The following is a 23,669-nucleotide window of genomic DNA, read 5'->3' as shown; positions in this document are numbered from 1 at the left end:
ATAATACCGTCCAGTCAGGAAACAGTTGGCCGCTGCCCATGATATTCACATCATTCGGCCGTTCCCGAGGCAACCGCGGCCGGCAATAAGGACGTTAGTCGATATCGCCGAGATGATGCTGCACGTACTCGTCCGCCTGCGCGTCGATCGCATCGTAATCACCGGCATCGGCGTGCTGGACGATACCCATGGCATTGTCCAGCAGGGCGGGATTGAGCGCCTGCAACCAGTGGATGCGCGGGTCCCGACCGAACCATCCCATCTGCTTGCGGGCGAGGCGGCGGGTTTTCTGCGCGATATCCGCAAACGCCTCGTTCTCGTCGATGAGCCCGTCGAGCACATCGATCATCTGCTGGTAGCCCAGAGCCCTGGCGGCGGTGGGACCGAGATGGTCACGCAGCCGTTCCGCCTCGGCGAGGAAGCCCTGATCACGCATGGCGATCGTGCGTTCGGCGATACGGCGGTCCAGTTCCTTCCGCGGCAGGTCAAGACCGATCTGCACGGTGGGAATGACATACCGATATCTCGGCAGGCTCGCGGAAAATGGCCGGCCGGTGATCTCGATGACCTCCAACGCGCGGATGGTACGGCGTACGTTATGGGCATCCATTCGGGATGCAGCCTCGGGATCCTTGGCCGCCAGCTCCTCGAACAACCGGCCCGGCCCCTCCTCCTCGGCCCGCCGCTCCAGCCTCGCACGTACCTCGGGATCGGTTCCCGGGAAGGAGATGTCATCGATCGCGGCCCGTGCGTACAGGCCGGAACCGCCGACGAGGATCGGACGGATTCCACGGGACAGCAGATCGTGGATGCATTCACGTGCCAGTGCCTGAAAACGCGCCACGGTCATGGTGTCATCCGGTTCGATGATGTCGAGCAGATGATGCGGAACCGCGGCCTGCTCCTCGGCCGACGCCTTGGCCGTGCCGATATCCATGCCCCGGTACATCTGATAGGCGTCGGCGTTCACGATCTCCGCGTGCTGCCCGCGATCCGCGAGCGCCTTGGCGAGCGCGATGGCCAGTCCTGTCTTGCCGGATGCGGTGGGACCGATGATGGAGACCACTCGCATGGAGACGGACCGCGGTGCCGTCGATCGGGGCTCGATGCCGGAATCAGTGACGGACGGCATAGGTCTGCCCTGCCTTCGGATCGGGATCGGCAATGATGTAGTGGTCGGCGGCGCGCGTGACCGTTGCGGTGACGAAGTCGCCGACCTGCGGGATGGGCCCGCCCTCGGGGATGCCGATATGGGTGAGCACGCCAGTGCGCTCGCGTCCGGTGACGCGATGGGTCGTTTCGTCCCGTCGTCCCTGGGTGGCGGCGACCATCACCTCGACGTCGCGTCCTTCGAATCCCTTCATGTTCTCGACGGTAAGCCTCTCCTGCAGCGCATGCAGTCTGTCATAACGCTCGCGGACCACCTCGTGGGGCACCTGTTCCATCACCGCGGCGGGAGTGCCCGGGCGAGGCGAGTATTCGAAGGTGAAGGCGGAGGAGAATCTGGCCTGTTCGACTACGCGCATGGTCTGTTCGAAGTCCTCGTCGGTCTCCCCCGGGAATCCGACGATGATGTCGGTGCTGATCTGGGCATCCGGCATGGCCGCACGGACACGTCCGAGGATGTCCATGAACCTGGCCGAACGGTAGGACCGACGCATGGCGCGCAGGATGCGATCGGAACCGGACTGCAGGGGCATGTGCAGCTGATGCATGACGTTGGGGGTTTCGGCCATGGCCTCGATCACGTCGTCGGTGAAGGCGGCGGGGTGTGGCGAGGTGAAGCGCACACGTTCCAAACCGTCGATCGTGCCGCAGGCGCGCAGCAGTTTGGAGAAGGCCATGCGGTCGCCCATGGAATACCCGTATGAGTTGACGTTCTGTCCGAGGAGCGTCACCTCCTTGGCCCCTTCGCTGACGCAGCGCTGGATCTCCTCGAGGACGTCGCCAGGGCGGCGGTCGCGTTCCTTGCCGCGCACCGCGGGCACGATGCAGAACGTGCAGGTGTTGTTGCATCCCACGGAGATCGACACCCATGAGGAGATCCTGGATGCGCGGGATGTGGGCAGCTGACTGGGGAAGTATTCGAGGTCCTGGGAGATCTCCACCTGAGAATGGCCTGCGGCGCGCGCATCGTCCAGCAGCTTGGGCAGTGATCCGATGTTCTTGGTGCCGAAGACCGCATCGACCCAGGGGGCTCGACTGGTGATGCGCTCGCGGTCCTTCTGGGCCATGCACCCGCCAACGGCGATCTGCATATGCGGCCGCCGGCGTTTCAGCTTGGCCCAAAGGCCGATGGTGCCGTACATGCGTTCGGTGGCGTTCTCGCGCACCGCGCATGTGTTGAGTACGATCAGATCGACGTCCTTGGCCTGCACCTGTTCGTCCGTGGCCTGCACGTAGCCGTCGGATTCCAGGACTCCGGCGATGCGTTCGGAATCGTGGACGTTCATCTGGCATCCAAGTGTGTGCACATAATATACGCCCTTGCCTCGGGCCTTGGAGATCGCCCCGTCGTCCGTTCCCGTGAGCGCGGCTGCCGGCAGGGGGTTTCGTTCCTCGATCGTCATCATGTCCTCATTCATAACGACCCATCCTACCGACTGACTTGGAGCGGCATGGAATGACGGATCGGGGCATCATGCCGTCATTCGCCGCCGGACGTCGGTTCATGTGTTTCCCCATCATAAAATGAACATATGTGCACTATTTTAGGTGGACGTATGTAAAAAACGGTGATATGATAAAACGGTAAACCCGCCAACGAAGGCGGAATCACACAGGGAAGGAACACCAGAAATGCTCACCCAGTCCCAGCTCGCCAAGTACATGGACCACACACTGCTCAAGGCAAACGCCACCGAGGACATGATCGACAAGGTCGTGGCCGAGGCCATCAAGTACAACACCGCATCCGTCTGCATCAACCCCTACTGGATTCCCCGCGTGCACGCCGCGCTCGCCGGCACTGACATCGCCACCTGCACCGTCATCGGCTTCCCTCTGGGCGCCAACACCACCGAGACCAAGGTGTTCGAGACCAACGACGCCATCGACAAGGGTGCCGACGAGATCGACATGGTCATCAACATCGGCGAGCTCAAGGCCGGGCATGATGACGTGGTGCTCGCCGACATCACCGCCGTGGCCGAAGCCACCCATGCCAAGGGCAAGCTGCTCAAGGTGATCATCGAGACCGCGCTGCTCACCGACGACGAGAAGATCCGCGCCAGCAAGCTCACCGTGCAGGGTGGCGCCGACTTCGTCAAGACCTCCACCGGCTTCTCCACCGCCGGTGCCACCGCCCCCGACGTCAAGCTGATGCGCGAGGCCGTAGGCCCCGACTTCGGCGTGAAGGCCGCCGGCGGCATCCACAACCTGGCCGACGCCTACGCCATGATCGAGGCCGGCGCCACCCGACTCGGCGTCTCCGCATCCGTGGCCATCCTCGAGGAAGCGGCCCGTCAGTAGTCGAAAAGACCACATCATGGCCGATGCGTCGTAGTCAATACGCCGGTCACCATCATCAGTCGTCCGGCACGGGACCCAACCGCGACCCGGAGCCGGACGACACCATCGACGGAATCAACATCACCAACCATCAATCACCATGCGACCTTCAACGACGAAGGAAGGACGACGAATGTCATACACCTACAAACGTGTGCTCACGATCGCACTCGACTCCATCGGCATCGGCGAGGCTCCCGATGCCGCCCGCTTCGACGACGTCGGAGCCGACACCCTCGGCCACATCGGCAAGTTCTTCGATGGAAAACTGCATCTGCCCAATCTCGCCCGCATCGGTCTGGGCAACATCCGCGCCGACGATCCGATCATGGGCGTGCCGCCCGCCGAGCCGGCGGAAGGCTGCTTCGGCAAGATGACCATCACCTCCCATGGCAACGACTCACTCGACGGTCACTGGGAAATGATGTGTCTTCCCGTGCGATTCGAGATGGCGACATTCCCCGACGGATTCCCGCAGCACATCGTCGACGATCTCGAACGGTTCTCCGGACGCAAGGTCATCGTCAACAAGCCGTATTCCGGCACGGAGGTGATCCACGACTACGGCGAGCATCAGATGGCCACCGGCGATCTGATCCTGTACACCTCGGGCGACTCCGTGCTGCAGATCGCAGCGCATGAGGACGTGATCCCGGTCGACGAACTGTACCGCATCTGCGAATATGCACGTACTCTCATCAACGGCCCCGAAATCGTCATGGGACGCGTGATCGCCCGCCCGTACGTCGGACCGGACAAGGACCACTTCACCCGCACGTCGAACCGTCACGACTATGGACTCGAGCCGATCAAGCCGACCGTGCTGGACTTCCTCAACAAGGCCGGATACGACGTGCTCGCCGTGGGCAAGACCAACGACATCTTCTCCGGACACGGCATCACCAAGGGATGGCGCAACAAGAGCAACATGGACGGCATGGACCATGTGGACGAGGCCATGGCCTCGGACTTCACCGGACTGTGCTTCACCAACCTGGTCGACTTCGACGCCATGTACGGACACCGCCGCAACGCCCAGGGCGATGGCGAAGCGCTGATGGCGTTCGACGAGCGGCTCGGCCACGTGATGGACAACATGCACGACGACGATCTGCTGCTCATCACCGCGGACCACGGCAACGACCCCACCTACAAGGGAACCGACCACACCCGCGAATACGTGCCGATCCTCGCCTACTCCCCCGGCATGCCGAACCCCGGAACCTCGCTTGGCATCCGCGACACCGCATCCGACATGGGAGCCACCATCCTCGACAACTTCGGCGTCGAAGGCAACGGCGAAGGCACCAGCTTCCTCGAACAGATCAGCTGATCCGAACCGCAATCCCGATCCATAACCCGGATTCGGACCGACCCGAATCCGGTCATCATCAACAGGAACCCGTAGCAAACAAGAAAGGACCATCATCATGGCCACTCCCCACATCGAAGCAGAACCGGGCGATTACGCCGACGTCGTGCTCATGCCCGGAGATCCGCTCCGCGCCAAGTACATCGCCGAGACCTTCCTCAAGGACGTCGTCCAGGTCAACGGCGTACGCAACTGCCTCGGATTCACCGGCACCTACAAGGGCCACAGGGTATCCGTCCAGGCCAGCGGCATGGGCATCCCCTCGCTGTCGATCTACACCAACGAGCTCGCCACCATCTACGGCGTGAAGACCATCATCCGCGTCGGATCCTGCGGCGGCATGGCCCCGGACGTGAAGCTGCGCGACGTGCTGCTCGCATCCGGCTCGACCACCGACTCCGCCGTGGTGACCAACACGTTCGGCCATGGCGTGCACTATGCACCGCTGGCCAACTTCGAGCTGCTCGACACCGCCTACCATGTGGCCAAGGAGCAGGGCGTCAACGTGAAGGTGGGCGACATCTTCGCCGCCGACCGCTTCTACAACGACGAACTCGACATGAAGAAGCTGGCCGACTATGGCGTGCTCGGCACCGAGATGGAATCCGCCGGACTCTACCTGCTCGGAGCCAAGCTCGGCTTCCGCGCGCTGTCGATCCTCACCGTCTCCGATCTGATCTTCGGCGAAGGCAAGACGACCAGCGAGGAACGCGAGAAGACGTTCAACGACATGATCACGATCGCGCTGGAAACCGCGATCGCCGGCAAGTAGCCCACGCGAGACCGGAAACGGTCATAGAAGCGTCTGCGACATACCGCATGACCACCGACAACCACGACGAAGGAGGGACGGAAGATGGACACCAAGGCGCGGAAGAACGCCGACAGCCTCAGGGTCGCAAAGCTGTACTACCAGCAGGATTACAGCCAGAACGAGATCGCCAAGATCATGTCCATCTCCCGCCCCACCGTCTCGCGGCTGCTGCAGTACGCCAGGGACATGGGACTGGTCCGCATCGAAATCTCCGATCCCATGACCGACGCGACCGAAATGGCCGACGGCATCCAGCAACGATACGGGCTGCACAAGGTGATCGTCGTGCCGATTCAGGGGGTGGCGCCCAAGGACCAGCTCGACACCGTGGCCCAGGCCGCGGCGCTGTACCTCGAAGGCATCGTCCGTGACGACGACGTCATCGGCATCGGATGGGGGCGCACGCTCTACAGCATCGGCAGCCATCTGGCACCGAAGGACGTACGTCGCGTGAGCGTGGTGCAGATCAAGGGCTCCGTATCGAACACGGAAAGCAACAACTACGGCTTCGAAAGCGCCAACGCGTTCGCGAACGCATTCCATACGCTGCCGCAGTACCTGCCGCTTCCCGTGATCTTCGAGCACATCCAGACCAAGGAACTCGTGGAGCGTGAGACCTACATCCGGCGCATCATCGACATGGGCCGACGGGCGAACATCGCCGTGTTCACCGTGGGAACCGTACGCGACTCCGCCCTGTTGTTCCGCCTCGGCTACCTGACCGGGGAGGAGCAGCACCGCCTTCAGGAGGTCGCGGTGGGCGACGTGATCTCACGATTCATCGACACGCACGGCAATCCCGCGGACGAGGACATCAACCGCAGAACCGTGGGCATCGATCTCGACGATCTCAGAGCCAAACCGCATTCCATCCTCGTGGTCGCATCCCCGTCCAAGGTGCCGGCCACGCACGGCGCACTGGTCGCCGGATACGCCAACACACTGGTGATCGATCAGGTCAGCGCCGCTGAACTGCTGGATCAGCCGATGGCGAAACGTTAGTCAGACAACCACAAGACCACATCACGACAGACCACATCACGACAAAGGAGTCACATCATGCGTATGGTCGACGTCATTGACGCCAAACGCAACGGCGGCGCACTGACCGCCGAACAGATCAAATTCTTCGTCGACGGCTACACCGCCGGCGACATCCCCGACTATCAGGCGAGCGCCCTGCTTATGGCCATCTGGTTCAACGGCATGAGCGACGAGGAGACCCGCAACCTGACCATGGACATGCTGCACTCGGGCGACCGGCTCGACCTGTCCGACATTCCCGGCGTCAAGGTGGACAAGCACTCCACCGGCGGCGTGGGAGACAAGGTGAGCATTCCGCTCGCCCCGCTGGTCGCGTCGCTGGGCATCATCGTGCCGATGATCTCCGGCCGTGGTCTGGGCCACACGGGCGGCACCCTTGACAAGCTCGAGGCAATCCCCGGGTACACCGTGGAGATCGAGGAGGAGGCGTTCAAGCGCCAGCTGCGCGAAGTGGGATGCATCATCGCCGGAGCCACCGGCAACATCGCCCCGGCCGACAAGAAGATCTACGCGTTGCGCGACGTGACCGACACCGTCGACTCGATCCCGCTGATCGCCGGCTCGATCATGAGCAAGAAGATCGCCAGCGGCACCGATGCGCTGGTCATGGACGTCAAAACCGGATCCGGCGCGTTCATGAAGCGCGAGGAAGATGCCGTGGCGCTCGCCCACGCGTTGGTGAACATCGGCAAGGGTGTGGGCATGAACGCCATGGCCGTGATCTCCGATATGAACCAGCCGCTTGGCCGCGCCATCGGCAACGCCCTGGAGATCGAGGAATCGATCGCCCTGCTCAAGGGCGAGGGGCCGGATGATCTGCTCGACATCGTGCTCACCATCGGCAGCCAGATGACCGTGATGGCCGGCAAGGCTGAATCTCTGGAGGAAGCACGCGCCATGCTCGAGGAGAATATCGCCAACGGCAAGGCACTGGAACGCTTCCGCATGATGATCGAGGCGCAGGGCGGCGACGGTCGGGTGGTCGACGATCCGACGATCATGCCGCAGGCGAAATACCACATTCCGGTGTCCGCCGAATCGGACGGCGTGATCGCCTCGATGCGCGCCGACGAGATGGGCGTGGCGTCCATGATGCTCGGCGGCGGACGCGCCACCAAGGACGACAAGCTCGACTATGCGGTGGGGCTGACACTGGATCGCAAGGTGGGTGACACGGTGAAGGCCGGCGATCGCCTGCTGACCATCCATGCCAACCGAGAGGATGTCGAGAACGTCAAACGCCTGATCCTCGACAACATCGTCATCGGTGACCATGCCGAACCCATTACGCTGATCCATCAGGTCATCGTCTGAGGCATGCAATCAAGACATAATCAAGGCATATCGGATATCCAATAACCGGAACACTTCTAGAGTACGCTGGAAACCGTTCCGGAGAGAGAGAACGGCCCGGCGCATTCCGTCATCCACTAAGACCGTGGAATCGGCCGTCTCCCGGCATAAGGAAAGAAGGAAAACATGTATCTAGCCGTCAATATTCTGGGCCTGCTGGTCTTCCTGGCCCTGGGGTGGGTGTTCTCCCACGACCGCAAAGGCATCGATTGGAAGTCCGTCGGCTGCATGGTGGTGCTGAACCTCGCCATCACCTGGCTGCTCACCAGCTTCCAGTGGGGACGTGACGCCGTCAAGGCAGCCGCCGACGGATTCGCCTGGATCGTCAACATCTCGTACAAGGGCATCAACTTCGCCGTGGCCAACTGGGTGGGCCCCACCGGCACCGACCCCGCTCCGGTGAACTTCATCGTCAGCGCCCTGCTGCCGATCCTGCTCATCGTGCCGCTGTTCGACATCCTCACCTACATCGGATTCCTGCCATGGATCATCAAGTGGATCGGCCGTGGCCTGAGCTTCATCACCCGTCGTCCGAAGTTCGAAACCTTCTACGCCGTCGAGATGATGTTCCTCGGCAACACCGAGGCACTGGCCGTCTCCAAGATCCAGCTGCAGCGCATGAAGGCCGGCCGTAACGTGACGCTGGCCATGATGTCGATGAGCTGCGTGACCGCCGCCATCATCGGCTCCTACATCCAGATGGTCCCCGGTGAGTTCGTGATCACCGCCATCCCGCTGAACTGCATCAACGCCCTGATCGTCAGCCACATGCTCTACCCGGTCACCGTCACCAAGGACGAAGACGTCATCTACACGCTGGGCGACCCCGCTTCCGAGGACGACGTTCCGGAGCTGACCGAAGCCGAGCAGCAGGCAAAGGACAAGGCCGTGGCCGAGTACAACGCCCTGCCCTGGTACAAGAAGATCTACAAGCACGACCCGGCAGCCCCGAAGAAGGAGCCGTTCTTCTCCTTCCTGGGCGACTCGATCCTGGGTGCCGGCAAGCTGATCCTCATCATCACCGCCAACGTGATCGCCTTCGTGGCGCTGGCCGGTCTGATCGACGCCTTCCTAGGCATGATCTGGGACAAGCTGTCGCTCGAATCCATCCTCGGCGTGGTCATGTACGTGCCCGCCTGGCTGCTGGGCCTCGACCCGGGCACCGCCTGGGAGTTCTCACAGCTCATGGGCCTCAAGCTCGTGACCAACGAGTTCGTCGTCATGGGCCAGATCACCGGCGAGGTCGCCTCCTACGCGGCCCACTACAAGGCCGTGCTCACGGTGTTCATCACCTCCTTCGCCAACTTCTCCACGCTGGGCATGGTCATCGGCTGCTTCAAGGGCATCGTGGACAAGGAGAAGAACGACGCCATCTCCAAGCAGGTCGGCCGCATGCTGCTCTCCGGCATCCTGGTCTCCCTGCTGTCCGCCGCCATGGTCGGCCTGTTCGTCTGGTAATCACCAACCAATGATTCGCGGCGGTCTCCAGACCGCCGCACCGTTATGGTAAGGAGCGCAATATGAGCAAGAAGATGATCCTTGACCTCGACACCGGCATCGACGACACGCTCGCCATCGCCTACGCCCTGGGCAGCCCCGAAGTGGAGCTCATCGGCATCACCGGCACATACGGCAACGTGCTCGTGGAGCAGAGCGTGCGCAACGCCCTGGCCGTGACCGATCTGTTCGGACATCCCGAGGTCCCGGTCTACGCCGGCCTGTCGCATGCCAGCCACAAGGATTCCTTTGAGGTGCTTCCCGTGTCCGCGTTCATCCACGGACAGAACGGCATCGGCGACGTGGACATCCCCGACTCGGATCGTACCCCCGAGTCCGGTTCCGCCGTCGACTTCATCATCGACGCGGTCAAGACCTACGGCAAGGATCTGGTCTACGTGCCCACCGGCCCGATGACCAACATCGCCGCCGCACTGGCCAAGGCCCCGGAGATCAAAGACGAGATCGGCAAGATCGTGCTCATGGGTGGCGCGCTGACCGTATGCGGCAACGTCGACCCGTGGCAGGAGGCAAACATCTCGCAGGATCCGGACGCCGCCGATGAGCTGTTCCGCTCCGGCGCGCCGGTGACGATGGTCGGCCTCGACGTGACGCTGCAGACGCTGCTCACATACAAGGAGACCGCCACGTGGCGTGAACTGGGCACCCCAGCAGGTCGTTTCCTCGCCGATATGACCGACTTCTACATCAAGGCCTACGAGACCACCGCCCCGAAGCTCGGCGGATGCGGACTGCACGATCCACTCGCCGTGGGCGTGGCCGTGGACCCGACCCTGGTGGATACGCTGAAGATCAACATGAAGGTCGACGTGGATGGTCCCACCCGTGGACGCACCATCGGCGACAACGATCGCCTCAACGATCCGGTCAAGACCATGCAGGTTGCGGTGGGCGTCGACGTGCCCCGCTTCCTGAACGAGTTCATGACCCGCATCACCAACCTCGCCAAGGCGTGATGCCCAGTTGCCGATGAATCGTCGGCGACCATTCCGATGCCCCGCTCTCCTGTCGAAGACGCGGGGCATCATTGTCCGTGGATTGCGACCCACGGCCCTCCGACTCCCCGCATAACACCGAATCATCGCTTCGAGGAAACCCAACGATTAAGGACCGTCCCATGACCACCCATGACAGCAACACCACGGCGGCGAAAGCCCGCCGAACCCTCATCCCCCTGCTGGTCATCTACCTGCTTGGCACCGTATGCCTGCAAGCGTTCAATCTGGTGTTTCAACACATCGGCTCCGATCTGGGCGCACCCGACCAGGCCTCGCTGATCACCGCCATCCCCGGAGTGGTGCTGGGCATCGTCTGCTTCATCTATGGATCGCTCGGCGACTTCCTGTCACTGAAACGCATCACCCTGTTCGGCGTGACACTGCTTTGCGCCGGATCCGTTCTGGGATTCCTGCTGCACGGCAATCTTCCATTGGTGATCGCATTCCGCATCATCCAAACCATCGGATTCCAGGCCGCCGGATCCGTGTACCTGGTCATCGTGGCGAAGTATCTGAAGCCGGAGGAGAAACTGCTGTACTTCGGACTGTTCACCGCCGACTATCAGCTGGCCACGGCCATCGGCGTGCTGTCCGGAGGCCTGTTCGTCTCCATCGACTGGGCGTACCTGTTCCTCATCCCGCTGATCTCCCTGCTCGTCCTCGTGCCGTTGATCAAGGATCTTCCCGATTCCCACAGCGGCCACGGCAATGTGGACGTTCCCGGATTCGCGATCTTCGGCGTGGCGGTGCTGCTGCTCACCCTGTTCTTCTCCATGATGCAATGGTGGATGATCGTGGTGTCGCTGGCGTTCTTCGTGGCGTTCGCCATATACATCACCAAGGCCAAGGACCCGTTCATCACACCGGACTTCTTCCGCAACGCCCGTTGGATCAAGTCGGTGATGCTGATCGTGATCTTCTACTTCATCAACTTCTCGGTCACCCCGCTCGTCAACGCCTTCGGCTCCGAGGTCTACGGCATGACCAGCTCGCAGATCTCGCTGATGCTGCTGCCTGCCCTGATCCTCGCCACGATCTCCGGCACCTGCTCCGGCAGGATCGCCAAGGCGATCGGCCGCGAGCGCTCCATCCTCACCGGCGGCTCGCTCATGGGACTCGGCATGCTCGGCAGTGCGTTCTGCCTCGGACTCGGTCCTATCGCCGTGGCGCTAACAATGTGCCTGTTCTACGGAGGCATGGCCATGCTGTACTCCCCCACTGTGGATACGGTGCTCGGCACGCTCACCCATGAGCAGTCCGGCCGCGGCGTGGGACTCAACGATCTGGCCATGCAGGGAGCCGGTGCCATCGGCATCGCCGTGTTCGGTGGCCCGATCGTCATGCAACCGTTCGCATCCGGCAGTCTGATCGGAGCCACCGGCGCGGCGGCGAACGCCTCCAACCTGCTGCTCGTCTACGCGGCGATCATGGCGTTCGGTGTCGCTTGGTTCCTGGTCTTCCGCAGGTCGATCGCCAACCGGAAGTAACCGTCAACCGAAACCGCCAGCCGTTCGTACATGTCCGGTATCGCCAGCTTGGGCCGAAACGGATCTTTCAGCAAACTCTCCGGAACGTTTGCTAAACTCCCTTCGGCCCTAGCAAGGAGAACAGTTCCCATGATGCTCGAACGCAAACAACGATTCAACGTTCCCGAGATCCGTTCCAAGATAGAGCAGATCTCCACCAACATCGGCGTCGACGTATTCCAAGGCTCACAGATTCTGGCATACGCCGAACTTGAACAGATCTATTCCGGTGCCATGCGCGAGATCGGCACCAAGCTGGAAAATCTCGACGACGAGTTCCAGCTGCGCAACAAGCACAATCCGATCCACCACATGGAATGCCGGCTCAAAAGCATCGACTCGACCATCGGCAAGCTCCGCAAACGCAATCTACCGCTGTCTGTCGAATCGATCCGCCAGAATCTGTACGACATCGCCGGCATCCGCGTGATCTGCAACTACGTGACCGACGTGTATGCCGTGGCGAACACGCTGTCCGAACAGTCCGATATCGAAGTGATCCGCATCAAGGACTACATTCGCAATCCCAAGCCCAACGGCTACCGCAGTCTCCACGTGATCTACCAGGTTCCGGTGTTCCTCTCCGACGGCCCTCACCCCACACCCGTGGAAGTCCAGTTCCGTACCAGCGCCATGGACTACTGGGCGAGCCTCGAACATCGTCTCCGCTACAAGAACAGCATCGAGGACGCGGCAAAGGAACGGCACTTCGAAACACTCAGGGAATGCGCACGGCAACTTGCCGATATTGAGGATAGGATGCAACAAATCCACCAGGAAATCGGGTGAAGTCGGTGGTGCACGGAGTGTCATCGGCGTTGCGGACGGTTCGACGTACCGTTCGTACGCCTTCACCGTCCGCGCCTTGATGCCACACGCGTGCACCACCGACTTCACCAAGTCAGGAACGGCCCGACGTACCGTTCGTACGCCTTCACCGTCCGCGCCTTGATGCCACACGCGTACACCACCGACTTCACCACCCAATGAGGGCGATTGAGATCGATTAGAAGTCGAAATCGTCGGGGCTGGAACCGTTGCGGTGACCGCTGCCGGCCGCTTCGATCGCGGCCATATCCGCATCGGTGAGCGTGAAGTCGAACACGTCGATGTTCTGGCAGATACGCTCCTCGTGCACGGACTTGGGGATCACCACCACGCCACGCTGCAGATGCCATCGGATGACCACCTGGGCCGCCGACTTGCCATATTTGGCGCCGATCTCGGCGAGCGCCGGGCTTGACAGCAGCTTGCCGCCAGTACCGCCAAGCGGGCTCCATGCCTCGACGGCGATGCCATGCTCCTTGCAATAGGCGATGACCTCATTGTTGGGGAAATCGGGTGAGGATTCGATCTGGTTGGCGGCGGGAACCACGTCGCTGATCTTGAACAGGTCCTCAAGGTGATGAATCTGGAAGTTGCTCACGCCGATGGCGCGGATATGGCCGTCGTGGTACAGGTCGATCATGTCCTTCCACGCATCCTGCCAACCATCGGCGGGCCAGTGGATCAGGTAGAGGTCGACATAGTCGGTGCCGAGTCGCCTGAGGCTTTCCTCGAAGGCAGCCTTGGCGCGATGCTGGCGGATGTCCTCATTCCACAGTTTGGTGGTCAGGAAGATGTCCTTGCGATCCACGCCGGATTCGGCGATGCCCTTGCCCACCGATTCCTCGTTGCCGTAGACCTTGGCGGTGTCAATATGGCGGTAGCCGTTGGCGAGCGCCCAGCGTACGGCGTTTTCGGTCTGTTCGCCTTCCGGTGTCTGGAAGACACCAAGTCCCAGCTGCGGAATGGTCACATCGTTGTTGAGCGTGATGAATTCCATGAATCCTCCTTGATCGATCGTTGATCGATCGCACCGAAACCGTGCGATCATGCGATGACGTTGGGTGTTCAGCCCGATTCCCATCCTATTGGAGCGCGTGGGTGCCGTCGGTATGCCACACCGCCCACGTCCGTTTGGTATCGTTCTCAGCGTAATCGTGTTCAGGGATTCCTCAGGTGCCCCCCGTAAACTGGCCGTGATGATGAACAGAAGGAGCGATCATGGCATTTGGTGATAATGGCCAGCCCCGAAATCAATTCAATTCCAATAATGCGCAGAGCCCGTATGGGCAGAATCCGTATGGACAGCAGCAGTATCAGCAGCCTTACGGTCAGCAGGGTTATCAGCAGCCGCAGTATGCACAGCCCCAGTACGCGCAGCAGTCACAGCCCCAGTACACGCAACCTCAATACACGCAACCGCAGTACGGTCAGCCTCAATACGCGCAGAACGGTTACGCAGGGGCCGCCTATGGCCAGCCGGTGATGGATGCACAGGCCATCTACACGCAGGAGAACTATCTGAAGGCCACACGCGTTTCCACGGCCAAGGCATACGGCGAGATGACCGCCGGCCTGCTGGTTACCGCCGTAGTGGCGCTGCTCACCCAGACCACCGGCATGTTGTACGCGTTTCTTATGGCGTTCGGTTCGATCGGATGGATCGGCCTAGTCATCGCCCAGGTGGCGCTTGCCGTGGTGCTCGGCTGGAAGGTGATGACGATGAACCCCGCCGTCGCACGCGTGCTGTTCTACGTGTATGCGGCGCTGATGGGATTCACTCTGAGCTCGATCTTCGCCGTCTACTCGCTGGGCAGCATCGTGCTGGTACTGGCGATGACCGCCGGATTCTTCCTGTGCCTGACGATGGTGGCGCTGACCACGAAAGCCGATCTGCTCAAGGCCGGTCCGATTCTCATGGTGGCGCTGATCGTGCTGATCGTGGCCGAACTGATCATGATGTTCGTCATGCCCGGTCAGACCACGACGATGATCATCTCCGCGATCGCGCTAGTGATCTTCGCCGGTCTGACAGCGTATGACGCGCAGGCCACGCGAGCGCTGTTCCAGCAGTATGCGAATGATGCGACGATGATCAAGCGCGTGTCGATCCTGTGCGCGCTGAACCTGTATCTCGACTTCATCAATTTCTTCGTCAATCTGCTGCAGTTGCTCGGTTCGCGCGAGTAGTCGCCCGCCGATATCGCACCCGCGACGGTGAAGACCGGTCGTTTCGTTATGCGAGACGACCGGCTTTTTCGTTATCTGACCTCGGTAGGTTGTGCGACGTGATGAGAAAAGAATTGGGTGGCATGTTCTGCCTACTGTTGACGGCCCTGATCTGGGGATTGGCATTCGTGGCTCAGGTGCAGGGCATGGACTCCGTGTCCCCTCTGTTCTTCAATGCCACACGATTCACACTGGGAGCGGCGTCGCTGATACCGATTCTGCTGCTGACCGTGCGTCGGAAGCACGCTCCTGCCTCGGACTCCGGCGGCTCGTCTCGGGGTTCCCGAAACTCACGGAACTCTACCACTGTCTCTGCCACTTGGAAGCGCACGCTACTGATCGGCGGCATCTGCGGTCTGGTGCTGTTCACTGCGAGCACGATGCAGCAGTATGGCGTGCTGTGGGGGCGCGAGGCCGGACGGGCCGGGTTCATCACGGCGTTGTACATCGTGATCGTGCCGCTGCTGGCGTGGGTGTTTCTTCGACGTCGTGTCACGGTGGTCACCATATTGAGCGTGATCATCGCGGTGATCGGCTTCTACCTGCTCTGCATCACCGACGGATTCGGGTCCGTCAGCGGAGCCGATCTCATACTGTTCAGCTGTGCCGTGCTGTTTGCGGCGCATATTCTGATCATCGATATGTTCGGGTCCTCGGTGGATCCCATCTGGCTGTCGTTCTGCCAGTTCGTCACGTCGGCCGTACTCAGTTGGGTGGGAGCCGCATTCGATGGATCGATCGATTGGGCTGGCGCGGCGGCCGGCTGGATGCCTATCGTGTACGCCGGCATCGGTTCCGTCGGCATCGCCTACACGTTGCAGGTGGTGGGCCAGCAGTGGGTGCCGCCAACGCAGGCATCGTTGATCATGTCGTTGGAATCGTTGTTCTCCGCACTGGGAGGGGCTGTCATTCTTGGCGAGGTGATGACCGCCCGCTCCTACTGGGGTTGTGCGCTGATCTTCATCGGCACCCTGCTGGCGCAGATGCCGGTGTCGTTGCCGAAGCGTCTGCTGGAACGCAAAGCCGATCGTTCCGGCAAATCATTATGATGGCCATGATTCCGTAGTGGTGATTCACTGAGTCTTTCGTCAAGACGATGAAGGGGCGGATGGTGAGCGGACGACGTCAACGTCGTTCACCCGCCATCCGCCCCTTCGTCATTCCATCTTTCGATGCACTGATTCACGGACGATATCCGAACAATCAGATGGCACAACGTACTTTCGTTGTGGCAGCGAGCACGGTCTTGTGCTGCGGGGTCCTCACCTGACCATAGATGAGCGCGCGCGTAAAGTGCATCTCGCACATCCCGTTGGATTCGGCCTGTCGATCGCAACCGACTACGGCACACTGTTTGCTTGTCATATCAAGGACCCCCTTGTTCCTGTGGTTTCTCTCATTGATGAGCTTCTCTCTGAAGATGATGAATACGCTGCCATGCGCCGTTCATTGCCCTTCTTGATTCGAGCATAGACCAATCCCCCCTCCAGGTACAGCTCGCGTATCGAAAACGTGAGATAATGAACAGTTTCAGCGTGTCGCGTCGTTGCGTGCACGCTCACATCCCCCGAAACATACACCCTTCCACCTGGTAGGCAATCGCTTGCACTGCGATTTCGTCGGCGCCTGGATCGCCATCGATCCGTAATCACCGAAATCGTTCGCCACCCATCATGTCCGCGACGCGGCTGATCGTCACGACGGCAACCACATCTCACATCAGCGTCGTGTTTGATGCCGTGACGACATGTCAGCGCGACGGTTCCAGTACAACGCCGGCATCGGCCATCTGCTTACGGGCCAGTTCGCCAAGTTCCTCGCTCACGGGAACGGTGAGATCCGTGAACACGCGCACATGGAACCCGAATTTCACCGCATCCAACGCGGTCTCCTTGACGCAGTGCGATTCTGCGATACCGACCATGTCCACATCGTCGATCCCCGCCTTGCGCAGTGCGTTGACCAATGTATGCCCCTCCTCCGTGGCGATGCGCACTTCGGCGCGCGACTGCTGACGGTCGCTGTTGTCCTCAATGCCTTCGAACCCGGAGTAGGAGGCAGAGTACTGCCCCTTCTTGAAATGATGGTCCACATTCAGCGCGGCGATGGCGGGATGCAACTGCGCGTTAACCGTACCCGCCACACCGTGCGGCGGCCACGTGTCCACGAAATCGGGCTGCTCGGAGAAATGCCGCCCCGGCACGATGTGCCAATCCTGAGTGGTGGCGATGAACGCGTAGTCGTCGCGATGCGCACGCACGTAGTCGGCGATGCGCTCCGCCACGGCGTTGCCGCCGTCCACGCCGAGTTCACCTCCCTCGCAGAACGTGGGCTGCACGTCGACAATGATCAATGCCCTGCTCATAATTGACTCCCCTGCTTCATGCCGTTGATGATGGCCGTGTGCACGGCTTCATTCCATTCTGCCGCAACCGCATGAATATGCCGCTGCCGTGACCACGTCATCACGAGGTCACGGCAGCGGCACTGGCTGGCATCAGCCGATTCCAGCCGTTATCGGCATGGCGTTGAGCGTACTACTTCATCAGGTTGCGCAGCACGTACTGGAGGATGCCGCCGTTGCGGAAGTAGTCGGCCTCGCCGGGGGTGTCGATGCGCACCACGGCGTCGAAGCTCACGGTGGAGCCGTCGGCCTTGGTGGCGGTGACCTTCACCGTGCTCGGCGTCACACCGTTGTTGAGCTCCTCGATGCCGTCGATGTCGTACGTCTCCGTGCCGTCCAGGCCGAGCGACGTGTATGATTCGCCGGCCGGGAACTGCAACGGCAGCACACCCATGCCGATCAGGTTGGAGCGGTGGATGCGCTCGAAGCTCTCGGTGATCACGGCCTTCACGCCCAGCATGAGCGTGCCCTTGGCGGCCCAGTCACGCGAGGATCCGGTGCCGTACTCCTTGCCGGCGAGCACGACCAGCGGGGTGCCTGCGGCCTTGTAGTTGAGCGAGGCGTCGAAGATGGTGGACGGCTTGCCGGTGGTGAAATCGTAGGTGAAGCCGCCGGGCGTCACCTCGTTGCCGGTGGAGGCGAGTAGCTGGTTGCGCAGACGGATGTTGCCGAACGTGCCGCGCACCATCACCTCGTGGTTGCCTCGACGGGAACCGTACGAGTTGAAGTTCTTCGGCTCCACGCCACGCTCGGTCAGGTACTTGCCGGCGGGGCTGGACGCCTTGAACGCGCCAGCCGGGGAGATGTGGTCGGTGGTCACGGAGTCACCGAGCAGGGCAAGCACACGGGCACCGTGGATGTCCTGGACCGGATCCGGCGTGGCCTTCATGCCGTCGAAGAACGTCTGCTTGCGCACGTACGTGGACTTCGGGTCCCAGGCGAACAGTTCGCCTTCGGGCACGTCGAGGCCCTTCCAGCGGTGGTCGCCGTCGAACACGGAGGCGTAGTCCTTGAGGAACATCTCGCGGCTGACGGTGCCGTTGACCACAGCCTCCACCTCGGCGTTGGTGGGCCAAATGTCCTTGAGGTACACATCGTTGCCGTCCTTGTCCGTGCCGAGCGACTGGGTTTCGAAGTCGAAGTCCATGCTGCCTGCGAGCGCGTAGGCGATGACGAGCGGCGGGGATGCCAGATAGTTCATCTTGACGTCGGGGCTGATGCGGCCTTCGAAGTTGCGGTTGCCAGAGAGCACGGCGGTGACGGTCATGTCGTTGGCGTTGATCGCCTCGCTGATCTCGGGTAGCAGCGGGCCGGAGTTGCCGATGCAGGTGGCGCATCCGAAGCCGACGAGCTGGTAGCCGAGGGCGTCGAGGTCGTCCTGGAGGCCGGCGGCCTTGAGGTAGTCGGCCACGACCTGGGATCCCGGGGCGAGCGAGGTCTTGACCCACGGCTTGGGGGTGAGGCCCTTGGCGTGCGCGTTGCGGGCGATGAGGCCGGCGGCGATCATGACGCTCGGGTTGGATGTGTTGGTGCAGCTGGTGATGGAGGCGATGGCCACGGCACCGTTTTCGAGGTTGAAGTCGCCGCGGAAGTCGGTGGACACGGCCACGGGCTCCTTGACGGTCTTGTCGGTCTCGTAGGCGGGCAGCGTGTCTTCGAACGTCTGCTTGGATTCGGTGAGCTTGATGCGGTCCTGCGGGCGCTTGGGGCCAGCGATGGACGGGACCACGGTGCCGAGGTCGAGTTCCATGTATTCGGAGTACTGCGGTTCCACGTAGTCGGGGTCGGAGGCGTCGCCCCACAGCTTGTTGGCCTTGGCGTAGGCTTCCACGAGGGCGACCTGCTCGTCGCTGCGGCCGGTGAGGCGCAGGTAGTCGAGCGTGACGTCGTCGATCGGGAAGATGCCGCAGGTGGAACCGAATTCGGGGCTCATGTTGCCGATGGTGGCACGGTTGGCGAGCGGGACGGAGGCGATGCCCTCACCGTAGAATTCGACGAACTTGCCGACCACGCCGTGCTGGCGGAGCATGTCGGTGATGGTGAGCACCACGTCGGTGGCGGTGACCCCTTCGGGGATGGAGCCGGTGAGCTTGAAGCCGACGACGCGCGGAACGAGCATGGAGATCGGCTGGCCGAGCATGGCCGCCTCGGCTTCGATGCCGCCGACGCCCCAGCCGAGTACGCCGAGGCCGTTTTCGGTGGTGGTGTGCGAGTCGGTGCCCACGCAGGAGTCGAGGTAGGCGAGCGTGTTGCCGTTCTCCTCGGCGCGGGTCATGATCACCTTGGCCAGATATTCGATGTTGACCTGGTGGATGATGCCGGTTCCCGGCGGTACGACGCGGAAGTTGCGGAAGGCCTGCTGTCCCCAGCGCAGGAACTGGTAGCGTTCGCCGTTGCGCTGGTATTCGATGTCCATGTTCTGTTCGACGGCGTCGGCGAGCGCGTACTTGTCGATCTGGACGGAGTGGTCGATGACCATGTCGGACTGGACCTGCGGGTTGATGACCTCGGGGTCGCCGCCGAGATCCTTGACGGCGTCGCGCATGGTGGCGAGGTCGACGATGCACGGCACACCGGTGAAGTCCTGCATGACCACGCGGGAGGGGGTGAACTGGATCTCGTGGCTGGGTTCGGCGTTGGGGTCCCAGTCGAGCAGCGCCTTGACGTGGTCGTCGGTGATGTTGGCGCCGTCGATGTTGCGCACGAGATTCTCCACCAGCACCTTCAGTGAGTAGGGCAGGTGGTCGATGCCGGGCAGGTTGGCGATGGCATAGTAGTCATAATCCTTGCCCGCCACGTTGAGCGTGGTGAGCTGATCGTCATGGATGGACATACGGCCTCCGTGATCTTTACGAAATCAATAACAACATAGTTCTAGCGTGTTTTTGTTTCGTGTGTAATAATGCGCCCGATCTTTGGGACGATCCAGATGCAGACGAGGAAGATCACCGTGGCGATGGCCAGTGCGGCGATCGTTGCGGTCACCATGGGCCCTGTGGGGATGATGAGGGCGAAGAAGTTCGCGACGAATGGGATGAGCATGCCGGTCACGCCGCAGATGGCGAAGAATGCGACGAGCGCGCCACGCCACGAGTTGAGGGGTCTGGCCACGCGGGAGAGCACGAACATGCCCATGAGGAACAGGATGATGGCGCTGGTGGCGCGCAGCGATTCCAGATCGGCGGGATTGTCGAGGTTCCAGTGCATGACGCGCGGCACGATCCATGCGCACAGCAATACCGACAGGCCGGTGGCGATGCCGCCGGGCAGGGCGAAGGCGACGACGCGTTTGAGGAAGCCGGGGATGTAGCGGCGGGTGTTCGGTGCGAGGGCGAGGATGAATGCGGGGGCTCCGATGGTGAGCGCGCCCACGTAGGTGATGTGGCGCGGCAGGTACGGGTAGGGCATGGCGGTGAGTACCACGCCGATGGAGATGATGGCGGAGTAGACGGTTTTGACCAGGAACAGGCTGGCGACGCGTTCCATGTTGGCCATGACCTGACGGCCGCGGGCGACCACGTCGGGCAGGTGGGAGAATTTGGAGTCGACGAGCACCACCTGGGCCACGGCCTTGGTGGCGGGGGCGGCGTTGCCCATGGCGATGCCGAGGTCGGCCTCCTTGATGGCGAGCGTGTCGTTGACGCCGTCGCCGGTCATGGCGACCACGTGATCGCGCTTGTGCAACGCCTGGACGATGGCCTTCTTCTGGTCGGGCAGGACTCGGCCGAGCACATCCACGTCCTCGAGGGTTTCGGCGAGCGCGTCAATGTCGTCGGGCAGTTCGCGTGCGTCCATGTATCGCGGGGTTGTGTCGCCGGTCAGATGTACCTTGCCGGCGATGGCAGCGACGGTGCGTGGATTGTCGCCGGAGATGATGCGGCAGCGTACGCCCTGTTCGCGGAACCAGGCAAGGGTCCGTTCCGCGTCCGGTCGGATGCGTTCGGTGCAGACGACGAGTGCGACGGGTGCCGCCGATGGATCCAGTGCCGGGTCGTCGCCGGAGACGGGGGCCGTGGATCGTGCCAGCAACACCACGCGGCTTCCCTGTTCTGCGTAGGAGTTGGCTTCGTGCAATACCGTGGAGTGGTTGTCGGCGAGTGCGGCGATCACCACTTCGGGGGCACCCATATACCAGGTGGCACCGTCGGGCGTGGTGATGGCGCTCCATTTGCGCGCCGATGAGAACGGTATACGATCCGCGACATCGCCGGCGGTGATGCCCTGCTCCCCCAGTCCGGCGAGGATGGCGCGGCCGGTGCCGTTGGGCTGGCTTTCATTCGCCAGATCGTAGAGCGCCTGTTCGGCCGCATGCCGTTCGGATTGGACGACCGCATCGTCGAGCATGACGAGCCGGTCGAAGGCGATGCCGCCGTCGGTGATGGTGCCGGTCTTGTCGAGGTTGAGCGCATCCACGCGGGCGAGCGTCTCCACGGATTCGAGTTCCTGCACGAGCGTGTTCTTGCGGGCGAGCCGCATGGCCGCCACGGCGAAGTTCAATGATGTAAGCAGAACGAGTCCTTCGGGGATCATGCCCACCACACCGGCGACGGCGGAAACCACGGCCTGCCGCCATGCGCCGGTGGCGATCGCCACATCCCAGCCTCCCACGGTGTTCAGCTGCGTCCAGATGAGCAGCACGCACAGCGGCACAACGAGGAACGTCATGAATTTGAGGATGGTGTTGATGCCCGCGTTAAGATCGGAATGCGTTTTCTTGTATACCTTGGCCTGCGCGGTGAGCGTAGCCGCGTAGCTGCGCGCCCCCACGGCGGTGACCCGGCCAAGCGCGAGCCCGGATACCGCGGTGGAACCGGAGTAGGCGGTGTCGCCGGGGTTCTTGCGCACGGTTCGGGATTCGCCGGTGAGCATGGATTCGTCGAGTTCCAGTCCCCAGGTTCGCAGGATCTCCAGATCGGCGGGCACCTGGTCGCCGGCGCGCACCCAGAGCAGATCGTCCTTGACGATGCGATCGTGGGCGATCTCCTGATTGATGCCGTCACGACGGATCAGATACGTGGATGCGACGAGGATGGAAAGCTTGTCGAGCGTACGCTTGGCCTTGAGCTCGGTGAGGATGCCGATGCCCGTGTTGATGATGATCACGAATCCGAACACGGAGTCGCGCCATTGTCCGGTGAGCAGCACCATGACCATGGCCACGGCGATGATCGCGTTGAACAACGTGAACACGTTGGATCGGATGATCTGGCCGATCGAACGGGACGACTTGTCCTGCGTGATGTTGACCTCACCCTGCATGACGCGTTTGCTCACCTGTTCGCCGGTAAGTCCCGTCATGTCTACTTCGGGCATCGTGTTCTGCTGTGCCACCACTGCGCCGCCTTTCCGCTCCTGCACCGTATTCATTATGTCAGCGGCAATGCGGCTCCCGGCTCTGCGCACACGGAAACTCCGCGAAAATCACTCTTGAGGATGAGCAAGGATAAGCCAGGCACGCTCACTCCTCACGTATTATTCCGCCACTCCGGTGAGCAGCACGTTCATGGTCTTGGTGTGAGGCTTGTCGTCGATCACCCGCATCAGCGCGTCGCCGATGGCATAGTTCACCCCGCCGGTCTGCGCATCGTGTGACACCACCACGAGTCGTGCCGCATATAGAGTCTGGTCGTCGGGTTCGATCGAACTAGCCAGAAGGACCACGGGGATGCCCGCCTTGCGCGCCTTGGTGAGCGCTTCCTCCCAGCCTGTGGACTGGTCGGCGTGCAATACGATCGCCTTCACATTGCGATCAAGAAAATCGCTGACGGCACGCTGCTGGCTGCCGGCGTCCGTGTTCCCCGCGGCATACAACGCGGGCATGCGATCGTTGCCGATCGCCTCCACGATCCGGGAATCAAGATTCGCGTTGTCGGGATCGGCACTGCCCACCACACCGACCGTGGCGTCGGCACGGTCGATGCCGTCATGGGCGATCGCCGCCTCAGTCTCCTGCGTATCCCCCACCGCCTTGTCCTGCGGCATGCACCCCGCCAACGGCAGCATCATGCACATCAGCGCGGCCACTGCAATGGCATGTCTGCCCCATCTCACCATTCGACTGTTCATCATCGTTATT

Annotated in this window: 18 protein-coding genes; 11 read left to right on the top strand and 7 right to left on the bottom strand. The window is 61.9% G+C overall.

Translation table 11 applies throughout. The annotated features are described in order from the left end of the window. Positions 1–94 precede the first annotated feature (94 nt). Both miaA and miaB read right to left on the bottom strand, forming a co-directional pair. The gene (gene miaA, locus BTIS_RS10025; protein WP_169713087.1) at positions 95–1,132 is read right to left on the bottom strand and encodes a tRNA (adenosine(37)-N6)-dimethylallyltransferase MiaA; all 1,038 of its coding nucleotides are present in this window, start codon (positions 1,130–1,132) and stop codon (positions 95–97) included. After that, complete coding sequence (gene miaB / locus BTIS_RS10020; RefSeq protein WP_094665069.1) at positions 1,116–2,585, bottom strand: tRNA (N6-isopentenyl adenosine(37)-C2)-methylthiotransferase MiaB; 1,470 nt, start codon at positions 2,583–2,585, stop codon at positions 1,116–1,118. Before miaB ends, miaA begins: the two co-directional genes overlap by 17 nt. 214 nt (positions 2,586–2,799) lie before the next feature. On the opposite strand from miaB, the gene deoC reads away from it, so the two are divergent. The 9 genes from deoC (at position 2,800) to BTIS_RS09975 (ending at position 12,924) form a co-directional block, all read left to right on the top strand. Further along, positions 2,800–3,471 carry a deoxyribose-phosphate aldolase gene (deoC, locus tag BTIS_RS10015; RefSeq protein WP_094665067.1) on the top strand — a complete coding sequence of 224 codons (672 nt, stop codon included), beginning with the start codon at positions 2,800–2,802 and terminating at the stop codon, positions 3,469–3,471. 172 nt (positions 3,472–3,643) lie between these two features. After that, on the top strand, positions 3,644–4,843 hold the full coding sequence (locus BTIS_RS10010; RefSeq protein WP_094665065.1) for a phosphopentomutase: 1,200 nt from the start codon (positions 3,644–3,646) through the stop codon (positions 4,841–4,843). A gap of 97 nt (positions 4,844–4,940) precedes the next feature. Beyond that, positions 4,941–5,654: a purine-nucleoside phosphorylase gene (gene deoD, locus BTIS_RS10005; RefSeq protein ID WP_094665063.1), complete on the top strand. Its 714-nt coding sequence runs from the start codon at positions 4,941–4,943 to the stop codon at positions 5,652–5,654. 84 nt (positions 5,655–5,738) lie between these two features. Further along, positions 5,739–6,698 (top strand): sugar-binding transcriptional regulator, encoded by a 960-nt coding sequence (locus BTIS_RS10000; RefSeq protein ID WP_094665062.1) that lies wholly within the window; start codon positions 5,739–5,741, stop codon positions 6,696–6,698. Positions 6,699–6,755: 57 nt separating this feature from the next. Beyond that, the gene (locus tag BTIS_RS09995; protein ID WP_094665060.1) at positions 6,756–8,054 is read left to right on the top strand and encodes a pyrimidine-nucleoside phosphorylase; all 1,299 of its coding nucleotides are present in this window, start codon (positions 6,756–6,758) and stop codon (positions 8,052–8,054) included. Between the two features lie 165 nt (positions 8,055–8,219). After that, positions 8,220–9,551, top strand: a complete 1,332-nt coding sequence (locus BTIS_RS09990) for a NupC/NupG family nucleoside CNT transporter (protein WP_094665058.1) — start codon at positions 8,220–8,222, stop codon at positions 9,549–9,551. Between the two features lie 62 nt (positions 9,552–9,613). Then, the gene (locus BTIS_RS09985; RefSeq protein WP_094665056.1) at positions 9,614–10,567 is read left to right on the top strand and encodes a nucleoside hydrolase; all 954 of its coding nucleotides are present in this window, start codon (positions 9,614–9,616) and stop codon (positions 10,565–10,567) included. A gap of 161 nt (positions 10,568–10,728) precedes the next feature. Continuing rightward, a complete protein-coding gene (locus BTIS_RS09980; protein ID WP_094665054.1) occupies positions 10,729–12,096 on the top strand; it encodes an MFS transporter in 1,368 nt (455 codons plus the stop codon). A 129-nt stretch (positions 12,097–12,225) separates the two neighbouring features. Further along, the gene (locus BTIS_RS09975) at positions 12,226–12,924 is read left to right on the top strand and encodes a GTP pyrophosphokinase (RefSeq protein ID WP_094665052.1); all 699 of its coding nucleotides are present in this window, start codon (positions 12,226–12,228) and stop codon (positions 12,922–12,924) included. Between the two features lie 217 nt (positions 12,925–13,141). Here BTIS_RS09975 and BTIS_RS09970 read toward each other — a convergent pair whose 3' ends face one another. Further along, on the bottom strand, positions 13,142–13,960 hold the full coding sequence (locus tag BTIS_RS09970) for an aldo/keto reductase (protein ID WP_094665050.1): 819 nt from the start codon (positions 13,958–13,960) through the stop codon (positions 13,142–13,144). Positions 13,961–14,445: 485 nt separating this feature from the next. Here BTIS_RS09970 and BTIS_RS09965 point away from each other — a divergent pair, with 485 nt between their 5' ends. Together BTIS_RS09965 and BTIS_RS09960 are read left to right on the top strand one after the other, a co-directional pair. Continuing rightward, a complete protein-coding gene (locus tag BTIS_RS09965) occupies positions 14,446–15,150 on the top strand; it encodes a Bax inhibitor-1/YccA family protein (RefSeq protein ID WP_094665193.1) in 705 nt (234 codons plus the stop codon). A 122-nt stretch (positions 15,151–15,272) separates the two neighbouring features. After that, positions 15,273–16,238, top strand: a complete 966-nt coding sequence (locus BTIS_RS09960; RefSeq protein ID WP_094665048.1) for a DMT family transporter — start codon at positions 15,273–15,275, stop codon at positions 16,236–16,238. Positions 16,239–16,939: 701 nt separating this feature from the next. Here BTIS_RS09960 and BTIS_RS09955 read toward each other — a convergent pair. From BTIS_RS09955 to BTIS_RS09940, 4 genes are all read right to left on the bottom strand, one after another. Then, positions 16,940–17,554, bottom strand: a complete 615-nt coding sequence (locus BTIS_RS09955; RefSeq protein ID WP_094665046.1) for an isochorismatase family protein — start codon at positions 17,552–17,554, stop codon at positions 16,940–16,942. Positions 17,555–17,726: 172 nt separating this feature from the next. Further along, positions 17,727–20,426, bottom strand: a complete 2,700-nt coding sequence (acnA, locus tag BTIS_RS09950) for an aconitate hydratase AcnA (RefSeq protein WP_094665044.1) — start codon at positions 20,424–20,426, stop codon at positions 17,727–17,729. Between the two features lie 41 nt (positions 20,427–20,467). After that, positions 20,468–22,906: an HAD-IC family P-type ATPase gene (locus BTIS_RS09945; RefSeq protein ID WP_094665191.1), complete on the bottom strand. Its 2,439-nt coding sequence runs from the start codon at positions 22,904–22,906 to the stop codon at positions 20,468–20,470. A gap of 159 nt (positions 22,907–23,065) precedes the next feature. Further along, positions 23,066–23,647: a substrate-binding domain-containing protein gene (locus tag BTIS_RS09940; RefSeq protein ID WP_158216894.1), complete on the bottom strand. Its 582-nt coding sequence runs from the start codon at positions 23,645–23,647 to the stop codon at positions 23,066–23,068. Positions 23,648–23,669 lie beyond the last annotated feature (22 nt).

Origin of the sequence: Bifidobacterium tissieri (assembly GCF_002259645.1) — a bacterium.
Taxonomy (GTDB): domain Bacteria; phylum Actinomycetota; class Actinomycetes; order Actinomycetales; family Bifidobacteriaceae; genus Galliscardovia; species Galliscardovia tissieri.
This window is presented reverse-complemented; position numbering and strand designations above follow the sequence as displayed.